Origin of the sequence: secondary endosymbiont of Ctenarytaina eucalypti (assembly GCF_000287335.1) — a bacterium.
Classification (GTDB): domain Bacteria; phylum Pseudomonadota; class Gammaproteobacteria; order Enterobacterales; family Enterobacteriaceae.
In genome coordinates this window covers 198,044-211,008 of sequence record NC_018419.1, presented here as the reverse complement: position 1 = coordinate 211,008, position 12,965 = coordinate 198,044, and the positions used below count along the sequence as shown (strand labels likewise).

The window sequence follows — 12,965 nt, the reverse complement described above, 5'->3', positions numbered from 1 at the left end:
TTCATTAGTGTTATGATCGAGCTTATGTATCAAGAGTTGTGCTCGAAAGGTCAAATACTGATGCGATATCACTCTGTTTGAGGAAATCCTCATGAAGTAAAATAGCCTTACTAGCTGCTAACTCGTTATGTGCTTGTATAGTACAATACAGCAGAAATATAGATAAGTAACCGTCATCATTTAATCCCAGTGATGTCTTATGATATCTCGTTTTGAACCAAACTTTTATCTATTACCTTAAAATGCACTGCATACCTGAAATGCGGCACCTTTAAATTTATCAGCATTCATAGAATGACTTGTGTGTAAAAGACCCTCGCTGATTATGCACACCCATACCTGCAGGAGCTAAATTGCTACGTTCGCTAAGAAAAATATATTTTCAGGAGCACCGCCCGAGAAAATCTAGGCGCACACCATAGGTCATGACCCTATTTAAAACGCCTGAAAAATGCTGCAAGCCTAGCGTTAGTTGACACGACTGACTTACTTATTGAAATTATGTGATCATGTTAAATCTCAATGCATTATAGGAAAAAGAGGAGAGGCGCTGCCGGGAATAGAAAACCCAACAGAAACGCTACTATTGCAGAGTAATATTTCACCGGATCCGCTGACTAACATCCCTGTTTCTGAAGAAAAAATTGACTCTTACGCTGTTTCAGTTAATACAAAAGAAGCAGCTTAGTTGTATTAACCATACAGACATTATAGCTGAATACAACATAGTCTTAATCATGCTTTGGGTTACCGTGGTAACGGGTTTAACGCGATGATTTTCATTACCTTTTCCGCTTCGTTGTTTAACTGCAAGTAATGATAAGCTCTTTCCAGATAGGGCAGCGCCTGACGCGTCGCTCGCGTATCCGGAAAGTCATGCAGCATCCGCTCAACCCGGTTGGCCACCGCAACATAGGCGCCGCGTTTGTTGTAGTATTGAACTATTGCCAGTTCATGTTTTGCCAGGCGGTTTTTGATATAAACCAAACGTTTATTGGCGTCCATAAGATACTGACTATTCGGATAAGACCGCATCAGTTGTGTGAAGTCACGAAATCCAACGTACACATTCTCTGGGCTACGATCGGCAAGATCTCCACCGAATATTATCTGTGATGCACTATCATTCCGCGTCATATTAGTCAAGCCACGCATGTAGAAGACGTAGTCAGCATTTGGATGCATCGGATTCAGCTGAAGAAACCGATTGATAAAAATATGTGCGCGTGGAAAGTTAGCAGATTTATAGTAAGCATAAATCAAATCAAGCTGGACCTGCTGTGTGTAAGGACTGAAGGGATAGTGGTTATCTAATAATTCTAACTCCTTAATGGCATCGGTATAGTTACCCTCCTGCAGCCTTCGATTTGCGGAGGCATAGAGCTGGGAGGAGCGGTAATCTGAAACAAAATCTTTTTTGCTAGAACAACCGCTTAGTACTAGAGTCAGTGTGATTGCTGCTACGAGATATCGCATACGCATGAAAACTTTTTTTCTTACCCCCATGATTTTTAAATAAAGAAATTTTATGCTTTTCGTTCACTGAGATCATTAATCGATACAATATAAAACCATGCAATTATACCTCATTAGAAATGAGGAAAACTCTAGACGAGGATTCTATCCCACTAGTAGGATTCTAAAGTAGAAAATAAAGGTATCCTAAGAGAGTTACTCAGGATAAATATCTTCTTATTCGTTGTATGAAATACGCTATAATAAAATATTTAAACAGCATAGCTGTGAAAAAAACAATCTTAATGAAGAAATCTTATATGCTGCAGCATCAAAGGCTCACCGGAGTGGTACATAAATCACACATCGGTCAACGTTTAGATTTTACTTTAGCTAAAATGTTTCCTGATTATTCAAGAACGTGCATCAAAACCTGGATTCGTTCCGGTCTAGTAATAATAAATGGGAGGGTTAGTGTAATACCAAAAGAAAAAATACTTGGTGGCGAAACAGTGGAGATGCAGGTCACTCTTAAAGAAGAGCCCTGTTGGAAAGCGCAAAATATTCCATTAGCTATTATTTATGAAGATGAGGATATCCTTGTCATAAATAAACCGTGTAATTTAGTCGTTCACACTGGCTGCGGCAATCCTGATGGCACTATATTAAATGCGCTCTTACACTATTTCCCTCCTATTGCAGATGTACCACGAGCTGGTATAGTCCATCGCCTAGACAAAGGCACCACAGGTTTAATGGTGGTAGCCAAAACCTTGCAGGCACAAATGCACCTCGTGGAATCACTACAAGCGCGGGCTATTACTCGCGAATATGAAGCTATCGCTATCGGCACCATGACCGCAGGCGGTAGTGTAAGGCAGTCGATTGCACGTCATGCCACCAAGCGGACACATATGGCCATACGCCCGATGGGTAAACCAGCAGTGACTCATTACCGCATCGTAGAGCACTTTCGATCCCATACCCACCTACGCCTGCGTCTGGAAACTGGCCGTACCCATCAAATCCGCGTACATATGGCGCATATCAATCATCCACTAGTGGGCGACCCCCTTTACGGAGGCAGGCCGAAACCGCCGAAAGGCGCGAGTGCAGCTTTTAAAGATCAACTGCATCTTTTTTATCATCAGGCCCTACATGCCATTTTTCTGTCTCTCTTCCATCCAATTACTTCGATTGAAATGAGATGGCATGCTCCGTTGCCGAAGGATATGGCGGCGCTGATAGCCGCCTTAAAAGAGGATGCTGCACTTTTTAAAGTACCCGTGAGCTGACTGAAACTACGGATCCGTCCGGCTCAATCAGGCCCAATTCACCTTACCCTCTTTCACGGAATAAAGAAGGCGGAGTGAGAAAATCGTGCTACCGGTCGCTTCACCTTCAGTCTCATTTTGGGGATGAAACCCTAGCCTGCGCCAGAACATCTGCCTTACTTGTGCGGGCACGCTCGCACATTTTTGCCTCTGGTTGGCGACCTCGGGCAGTATGCAGTTAATCCGCTGTACTAGATAGAACACATTCTAGTAATATTTCAGCCGCGACATGCGGCCTGCTAGCATCGAAGGCGTCAGTGATTGGCCCGAAAAATTTAAAGTCAGCAAGAAGGTGGTCTGAGACGCCGCGGTCATTCGTTACATGTACCGTAGGTGCTTGCAGTGTTTGATTTGCAAGATATACAAGATTCAGCTAATCTCTGTGAACTGATGTCCTGGAATCATTTTCTTATATAACATATTGAGGTGAGGGATAGTGTAATATGATCTCTTGCCAAAATATCACATCTTACCTCCTATATAGTCATTGTTAACTACATGGTGCCGCCATAATAGAGAAGAGAGTCAATATCAGGCGAAGCGTTATGACGAAAGAAGCAGATTAATTCTTTTATCAAGATACGCACATGATAGTTATATATAGCATAATTTTCACACACTGGTCATCTAATTTTCCGGTGGTTTTTATCAAATCCGAAAACGCGCGCACCAAGGCTACTGCTGTGCGCTTAATAGACAAAGATGATAAAATTTATCGGTTTATCCGCTGTTAGATAAAGCTAACCCGATACTCCGCATGTTGCTACATCATACGTCTGACCTGACATGCTTCGTTATCAAAAAAGAAAAAGCTTATCGGGCATGTATGACTGAATAGCTAAGGCATCTCGTATTGACATTTTTATGCTAATACAAAACATCTTATCTTTATTTCTAAGAAACGTCCATCTCGGTATTTTATCTAAAGACTATAAGTGTATTTGTGAGTTCACAAAGCTCTATCAAGCGCTTAGTAAGATGCTAAATGCTAATTTCATCATCACCGTGGTGCTGATCTTCTCTCACCAGAGAGCTTAACTGGTTACGTTGTTCACAAGACGTGCCCTTTTCTGATAAAGGGTACTCTGTCTATACAGAACAGTTGATTTATTTAGCTATTCTATATAGACAGAACACCTCGCTGCTTGCAGGATTTTTTACAAGCACGAGACTGAGGTAACTATACACTTTTTCTTTTCCATAGAGACTATGTATTGCAATGCGGATGGTCGTCTAAGGACATGCTGATCAAAACTTTTGATAGACTCAAAAAAGACGTTGTGTAAAACTCGTGATAGTTATCATAGGTTTTAGCTGGCTGAAGGCGAGATCAGAAAAAGCTTTGCTGCTACAATATAATATCGTAAGCATCTGATGATTCATGAGCGCATAAAGTTATATATAACCTCTCATGTACTTTAGATGATTAGTTATCACATAAGCTTGTCCCAAAAAGAATCAGGAGAGCATACCGGATGCAATCCACGGTCATTCGCACGTTGACAAGATAGTTTAGGGCGAAACTTACTCTTCAGTTTGATCAAAAAATGATTACCTGCATGTGCATGCTATTAACAGAAAACGATTTATCTATAAAAAAGTTTTGAGTATATTTGTCAAGATCACATCCAAAAAAAGACCATACTCACAGCGCTCTAGCGTAAAAAGCATGGCATGATTTGTTCAGATATGAGGGTATTGTTAGTATATATTAAATATGTGTATATATTTTACTACTTTTCTAAAACGGCTTTCTATAACTTTATCGCATTGTCTTTCAGGAAAGATAGATCTCTGTAGTTATAACGCCTGAAGGAGTACTCGTTATTTAACGTACGAATATTATCTTTTTATACTGTAGCGTGTCCATGTCAAAGGATAAAATGCAATGTTTTTCATATCATAAAATGGAGTTTTGCGATTATCGCGATGCATGACGAATATCATCCAATGAACTCTTATGATTGCGATAATCTCAATCTCACTCGTGCTGGTTATTAGATATTAACCCTTACCTGCAGTAAGGATATCAGTGATTAGCACAGCGCATGCAAGATACGATCGATCAAGCACTTTCATGCCTGGTGATACAAGAGGTGAAAGCTACACAGGCTCTTTTTTCTGGACTTAATTGAACGCTTTAGTGGTCCGGAGTTAGATACGCTAATCATCGAAGACGAGAATCTATCCCTCATGCTTATTGAGGTTGCTCAACTAGTCCATTGCTCTCCAAATTTTTTGTTATACTCAGTGATAAACATTTACATCCCGAGATGATTACCCTGATGCGCGGCATGGTTGTTCATTTCTCTCCCGCTGTTGCTCACACCAAAAAATATGCCATTGCGCCTCGGATGCCCGCGCAGCACCTGAACGAGTAACGAATACCCCAAGTGCTGCGATGAGCTGATTATTATAAAACAGCAGTGGTGTGCGGGCCCGCTTCCAAGGAGGAATATCCAGTTCTTGCCATATTTTTTTCAATTCTCTTCCCCGCTGCCGTCCGATGATATAGAGCAAACCGCGTACGGGGCCAAAGCGCACCTCTACCCGTTCGTCTGGTAGAGGTGCGCGAACAATCACTACCTTGCATGCCGCTATCATGCCGTCAGTGGCTATCGTACTGCTTATGGCAACGTTGTCGTTTATAGGAGGAATTGCCTCATGGCTGTTCAGACGCACTCCCAATGAGTCATCGCACTTTGGTAACAAAATAATAGGTTTGCATATCGAAACTTTATTGGTATGCATTAAGCGCCTAAGAAGCATTCCCAGCCCTCCCGGCAATTTCAGCTCCTCGTTTTCGGTCAACCAGTGCAATATAGTTACTCCATCAGAAATCTGAGGTAAGATGGGGATTACATAAAGACGATCGCGAAAGCGTCGCACCTGCTGGTAGTCGAGCTGCATTTTCGCAACCGAATCGCGGCGGCTGAGCGCAACCTCTTCCCAAAGACATGTTAATTTATGCCTTGAGGGCATTCTAACGTCGCGGCTAGCCAACCAGCGGCGTAAAATAGCTGCACGACGGAGATCACTCATTGTTATTAGCGCTCTCAAGCGCAGCGACCCGTCCGGGTGGATAAGCTCTTTGAGCGTCTTCGCTAGCACTTCGTCCAACAGCCGTTCCTGTTCTGCGCAAAGACGTGCACTTCGCGCCGCTGCTGAAGAGAATTTCGGCCAGCGGTGCCGTAGGTTTGGAAGGATTTGATGGCGAAGAAAATTTCGGTCAAATCGTAGATTTGTGTTGCTATCGTCCTCAATCCATCGCAATCCGCGCGCTCTAGCATACCGCTCTAGATCCACTCGAGCGCACTCCAGAAGGGGCCGAACTAGGCGTTGACCGCAAAATGACGCATCCTCCGCAATCCCCGCTAGTCCGGCAGGGCCACTGCCTCGTTTCAGCGCAAGCAATAGCGTTTCTGCCTGATCGTCTTGATGCTGGGCCGTAAGCAACGCCTCATTATCCGCTAGCGTTAATGCTAGCGCCCGATACCGGGCGCCGCGTGCGGCAGCCTCGATACCATCAGGCTTCATGTCAACAGTTGTCACACGCGCTATAGTAAATTTTACGTCACGCCGCCGGCATTCATGTGCGCAGTGAGCGGCCCAATAATCAGCGTAGCGATTTAGTCCATGATGGATATGAACTGCCCGAATCGACAATGCGTCTTTTCTATTCAGGGTTTTTTCATTTTCACGTAGGGCAGAAAGGATATCTAACAATACTGTGGAATCCAGTCCACCACTAAATGCTAGCAGTAATGCGCGATAAGGTGCTAAACGGGCTGCGACACGGTCGCTTAGCACTTGGAACTGCCAACCGATATTAAGCTTCATGCAGTCTCCAGAGACAATCGATGGGGGGTTCTAGACGCAAAAAAGCGCCTGCTGCCTGTGGTCAACGCATAAATACGCACCGTTGCTCACGCCACTTCTTGATCCCTAATACCTGACCATCAACGCATCGATATCGACTTTTAAAAATCTAGATAACACAATCCCTAGATTTCTAACCACTTGCTCTTAATTCGGCTCGCGCTTGTGCTGGAAAAAGGAATTATATTCAGTCGGTTCAGTACAACACTGTCGCTCTACAACGTACAGTTATACAATTAGACCGAATAATGGCATCGTATAATATAGTGGTGCTTTTAATGCATGCTCCATGAGTAAGCCTATTATTACGTTATACGGACCCTATTAAAAATTACTCGAAGCATAATTTAGTTAAGTGTTTTTAACTAATGCCATCAACTAACCTTCTTCCGCATCATGGTCATGTAGAATCAGGTAACTATACAGAACTATTGTCAGTCGAAGATAAAGATGTTTACTAGTGCATTACCGATAAATAATTTACTTTCTTCTTAAAGCTAGTATCGTTGCTACGAAGATTCTCATTTCCAGCCAGGTGGTCACGCTTATAGCGTGGGGATAATGAAGTATTTCACACGTTTTTTGGTGGTTAATCTGCTCTTTCATTGCCCCTTAAATAGCACATCATAGACTAACACGTCTATCAGAAGTGCCATCAGGTGATACTGCCCTAATTATCAATGAGTGTGCTATATGCACTCCGGTATAGCGAGTACATTAGTACAGATAGTTTCATGCACCATACTATCTTTTAGTAAAGGGCACATTTTTTATAATTTCTGTGCGCCAGTATAAAACTGACTAGCGTTATTAAATGCATCTAATTGTGAAGTTATGATGACTGTAGCTCACCTCATGCATGATAATCAATAGCTTCTTATGTGAAGAATGTTTTTAATAATCAACTTCCGTACGTAAAACAAGTCCCTTAAGCACATTAATTATCTGACAGCATGGAGACATTATTTATTCGCGCTTCAATAGACGCAGTATTCCCTCTGAGAGGACGTTACCGAGTGCCCATCTTTTCAGCTGCAGTCATGAAATAGTGTAATTATAAAATATGTACTTGTTTTTCCTCTTAATAACGTTCAAGAGCTTTATTGACGCAATATGTACACTGATCAAGTAAGCCCTACGAGGCCTGGCCTGGTCTTTGCAAAACAAGAGAAAAAAGGCATTGAAGAAATTCATAAAACATCAGCAAGCGCTGAAAGCACCTGTTACGTCATTGAGCAATAGCACGGCTACGTCAATGTTTAGTGAAGAAAATTAGGAATCATATTTTTATAGTGTTGTCAAGTGAAGAGTAAGATTTAAATGCTATCTTTCAGTGACCGAACGATAGATAAAATGATTGATACTGACGTGCAGAGCAGCATTGCTACTTCACAACCTCGACTAGGGTTGCAATAGTGAGCATCAAAGAAGCACCAGGTATAATGTTCGATCAAAGGTGATAATGCGCTTTACTATACTATTCTTCTGTGCTGATAAAGAACAAAAATTTGCTAATCCTGTAATGATAGGAGATGCATAATTAAGCTATCTTTACATATTATCAACCTCATCATTCGGTTGGAAACCAACATCTCAGCAGTGGTTATGATAGCTAGAAAAACGAATGAGGTTATTCAGCCTCACGAACTGGTCACAACAGTAATCTGCTTCTGATTTACAACCGCATCCAAGATAGTTATAGCAGTTTCCGTGAAGATAATAAAAAATAAATATATTGATCTTTATGATTAAAAAAATTCACTTAATTACGTTGTGCGGCATACTGAAAAGCGTTTATGTAGCGTAATGGGGGCTGTTTTTCTCTCTAACACGTTAAAACTTAGATTTATTTAACAAATACGTATCCTCGTAAAGTTGAGGTGATAAGAATGTTTACTAATACCGCATAGCAGACCGCATGTGATTATGTGATTTAATAAGAGGAGTCACGGTTACTTGACAGGTAACCTGATGTCCTTAAACATCGCTTCGATGTCTCTATTGGAGCGCAGAGAGATCGCCATATCTACAACATCGCGGGTTAAGTGTGGAGCAAAACGATAAATAAAATAATACATATAACTGCGGAGGAAGGTGCTACGGCGAAATCCAATCTTCGTAGTACTTTGCGCAAAGAGATCGGCCGCGTTTATTTTAACCAGATCCGAATCCACCTGGATATTCACCGCCATGTTGGCAATAACACCAACGCCTAGCCCCATGCGCACGTAAGTTTTAATAACATCGGCATCGGTGGCGGTGAATATTATGCGTGGCACCAGGCCAGCACGATGAAAAGCAGTATCTAACTCGGAACGTCCGGTAAAACCAAAGGTATAGGTCACCAAAGGGTATGCCGCAAGCTCATCAATAGTGAGCAATTTATTACCTGCAAGAGGATGCTCGGGCAGAACCAGGATAGCTCGATTCCAATGATAGCAAGGTAGCATCACCAGATCGTCATAAAGATGCAGCGCCTCAGTAGCAATAGCAAAATCCGCCCCCCCTTTAGAGAGGGCTTCAGAAATTTGAGTCGGTGAGCCCTGATGCATATGTAGTGAAACTCGCGGGTAGCGCTCTATAAATCCCTTGATCACATCTGGCAGAGCATAACGTGCCTGTGTATGGGTGGTCGCCACATACAGAGATCCTTGATCGGGATAAGTATGCTCCCCCGCTACCGCCTTGATAGCCTCGACCTTAGAAAGGACATCGCGCGCAATGCGAATGATCTCTTTTCCTGCCGGGGTGACCTGGGACAAATGCTTGCCGCTTCGGGTGAAGATTTGTACGCCGAGCTCCTCTTCTAGCATCCTTACCTGCTTGCTGATACCGGGCTGAGATGTGTATAGCCCCTCGGCAGTAGAAGAGATATTCAGGTTGTGGTTTACCACTTCCACAATATAACGAAGTTGCTGCAATTTCATTTTGCTGTCCTGATGAATCCCTTGAACCTGACGCAAGGCGAAAAGTCACCGTGTAGGCGACTCACCAGGTCCCGCGAAAGCGTTTAAAAGCACTGGTTATGCTGACTATTATCTAATCATCAAGCAAGACTGAATATTGCTTAATGATGTGTTAAAAATGTTACCTGCGACTGTGCCTTGGTGCAAGCAACCATATTACTTTTTAGTTACCTGCCATTGGCCATCAACATAGAACGCTGTCCAGCAGGTGACCTTTCCTTTCTTTTGCGAAGAGATATATTGTTGCTTGGTTTTACGGCTAAAACGCACCAGGGTACTATTTCCTTCGGCATCTGCGATCGGTGCATCAGCTAAATAATATAATTTTTCCGGTAAGCGGGCGCGAAACCGTGCTAACTCCGCCACCAGAGGCGCTCGAGTCTCTCTAGATTCCGGGAACGTATTGGCGGCTAAAAAAACTCCCGCCGAGCCGTCACGCAGCACAAAATAGGCGTCCGACTTCTCACAATGTAGCTCAGGTAGAGGCACTGGCGCCACCTTTGGTGGCGCCACATCACCGTTGCGCAGGATTTTTCGGGTGTTCTTGCAGTGATCGTTGGTACAGGCCATGTATTTTCCAAAACGCCCTAGTTTCAGCTGCATATCAGCGCTACATTGTTCACATGTTATGACTAGGCCATCATATCCCTTGATCCGAAACTTTCCCTGTTCGATGCAGTAGCCATCGCACAGTGGATTGTTGCCGCAAACATGGAGTTTTCGCTCACCGTCGATAACATACCTATCCATTGCGGCACTGCATTTTCTGCAGTGATGTCTTGTGCGCAATGCATCGCGTGCCGCATCATCGCGCTCAAACACGTTCAAGTTTGCTACTTCGGGGATCAGATTAATGGTGTTTTTACAGCGGTCTCTCGAGGACAGGGCGTAGCCTGAACAACCCAGGAATACACCGGTACTTGCGGTACGGATCCCCATTTTTCGACTGCATAATAAGCAGTCAATGCTCGTCATCACCATGTGATTTGGTCGCATGCCTCCGTCTTCTGGATCTTTTTCAGCATTTTCCAGCTGTTGGCTAAATTTGCTGAAAAAGATGTCAAGTACGCTTTTCCACTCCTGCTGATTGGCTGCCACCCGATCTAGGGTATCCTCCATTTTAGCAGTGAAATCGTAATTCATTAGATCGCGGAAGTTCTCTTCTAAACGATCAGTCACGATTTCTCCCATTTTTTCTGCGTACAAATAGTGATTCTCCGCATGGACATAGCCGCGCTCCTGAATGGTAGAAATGATTGAAGCATAGGTTGACGGCCGACCGATGCCGCGTTTTTCCATCTCTTTCACCAACGAGGCTTCACTATAGCGGGCGGGCGGCTGAGTGAAATGCTGGCTGGGTAGCAGTTTGCTAAGTGTAAGCATCTCTCCTACCTCTACTGTTGGTAGGGTCGGGTCTTCGGAACTTTTTCGCAACGTTGACATCACTTTACTCCAACCATCAAAACGCAACGTACGTCCGCGAGCGCGCAATTGAAACTCACCAGCCCTCACGACTAGCATTCTGGCATCGTATTTCGCCGGTGTCATTTGACAGGCAACAAATTGAAGCCATATTAGCTGATACAATTTCCGTGCATCAGCTTTCATGTCTTTTAATTCTTCCGCTAAGGCATAAACATTGGAAGGGCGAATCGCCTCATGTGCTTCTTTCGCATTGTTTTTAATAAAGTATTTATTGGGTTGCTTGGGCAAATAAAGCTTTCCGAATGACGATTTGATATAAGCACGCACCATATTAAGCGCTTCTTGACTCAAATTAGTAGAATCAGTTCGCATATAAGTAATATGCCCGGCTTCATAAAGCCGTTGCGCCAAGATCATAGTTTTCTTGACCCCACAGCCCATGCGGGTGCTAGAAGCCTGCTGCAGCGTTGAGGTGGTAAAAGGGGGAGGTGGGTTGCTGATGCTCAGTTTATTGTCACAATGGCTGATCACATAAGATGCATTTTTAAGCCTGTCTAGGGCTGACTGAATTTGCTGCTTATTGACTGGTTTGAAGAGCTTTTCCTCCTGATGAGTGACTTTTAGTGCTAAGGGTTGCCTCTGCTTTGTCTGCAGAGAAGCATGTAATTCCCAATACTCTTCCGGCATAAACATTTTAATTTCCCGTTCACGCTCTACGACCAGTCTGACCACGACCGATTGAACTCTACCAGCCGATAAGCCGCGAGCGATTTTTTTCCAGAGCAATGGGGAGACCATATATCCTACAACGCGGTCCATAAACCGCCGTGCTTGTTGAGCGTTGACACGGTCAATGTTCAGCTCTCTAGGCCGTTCAAAGGCCTGGGCTATCGCGTTGCGGGTAATTTCATTAAATACCACACGGCTAAAACGTTTATTATCTCCACCGATAACTTCACGTAAATGCCAGGCAATTGCTTCTCCTTCTCGGTCAAGGTCCGTTGCAAGGTAGATATGATCAGCTGTTTCCGCCAGTGCTTTTATTTCAGTCATCACTTTCTCTTTTCCTGGTAAGATCTCGTACTTAGCTTTCCACCCGTGGTAAGGATCGATCCCCATTCGGTTCACTAACGCCTGATTAGAGTCTGGTGTGTTTTTCCCCTTTTTACTGGCATCCACAATTTTTTGACTTGCTGAACCGCTGGTTGGTAAATCCCGAACGTGCCCGACGCTTGACTTGACCACGTAGTTTTTGCCTAAATATTTATTAATTGTTTTGGCTTTCGCCGGCGATTCAACGATAACGAGAGCTTTACCCATTTTGACCTTTATTTGAGTGACGTCTTCTGAAATTAAAAAATTTACGCGATACTGCGGCTGATTATACTTTTATACTCTGTCAGCGCCCGCTAAAAATCAACCTGTTTTTGGCGGGCGCTTCTAATAGAAGCGCAGTTGCTTAATGTTTTCCTTTAAATCTACTTATATTTCTCATACACATCCGCCATCGTTGCTTATTGTTGTCGTGCAGTCGATACAATGATCATTGTAAATAGTCATATACCCTTAAATGCTTTTGTTATACATTGTTTTTATTTTAAATTTTTTACTAGCTAGACTTTTCGTGAGAGTAGAGCAATGCAGGTTATTCTAGAATTTTTCTGCTAATTCTTTTTTAATTACCCATAACTACGTCAGAGAAAGAGAACCTTATAAATCGGATATAGATTAGGGGTATAAAAATCTATATTCAATTTTTATAACAATCTTAATGATCTATGGTGTTTATATATCTTCAGCCAAAATAATGCCCTATCTTTTTTTATCAAGCCTAACAAGCATCAATGTTTATCTATAATGTTTCGCATAAAACTTTTATTGATATTACGCACATAAAGAAAATAAC

The 12,965-nt window shown here is 43.0% G+C and carries 5 protein-coding genes; 1 reads left to right on the top strand and 4 read right to left on the bottom strand.

Features of this window, described 5'->3' with window-relative positions:
- Window positions 1-747 precede the first annotated feature (747 nt).
- Entirely contained in the window at window positions 748-1,476 is a 729-nt protein-coding gene (gene bamD, locus A359_RS00545) for an outer membrane protein assembly factor BamD (RefSeq protein WP_083838623.1), read from the bottom strand.
- Window positions 1,477-1,775: 299 nt separating this feature from the next.
- On the opposite strand from bamD, the gene rluD reads away from it, so the two are divergent.
- Window positions 1,776-2,750, top strand: coding sequence for a 23S rRNA pseudouridine(1911/1915/1917) synthase RluD (gene rluD, locus A359_RS00540; RefSeq protein WP_044104437.1), 975 nt, complete (start codon window positions 1,776-1,778; stop codon window positions 2,748-2,750).
- 2,316 nt (window positions 2,751-5,066) lie between these two features.
- Here rluD and tilS read toward each other — a convergent pair.
- The 3 genes from tilS to topA form a co-directional block, all read right to left on the bottom strand.
- Window positions 5,067-6,629, bottom strand: coding sequence for a tRNA lysidine(34) synthetase TilS (gene tilS / locus A359_RS00530; RefSeq protein ID WP_014887832.1), 1,563 nt, complete (start codon window positions 6,627-6,629; stop codon window positions 5,067-5,069).
- A gap of 1,991 nt (window positions 6,630-8,620) precedes the next feature.
- Entirely contained in the window at window positions 8,621-9,595 is a 975-nt protein-coding gene (gene cysB, locus A359_RS00525; protein ID WP_014887831.1) for an HTH-type transcriptional regulator CysB, read from the bottom strand.
- Between the two features lie 195 nt (window positions 9,596-9,790).
- The gene (gene topA / locus A359_RS00520) at window positions 9,791-12,379 is read right to left on the bottom strand and encodes a type I DNA topoisomerase (protein WP_014887830.1); all 2,589 of its coding nucleotides are present in this window, start codon (window positions 12,377-12,379) and stop codon (window positions 9,791-9,793) included.
- Window positions 12,380-12,965 lie beyond the last annotated feature (586 nt).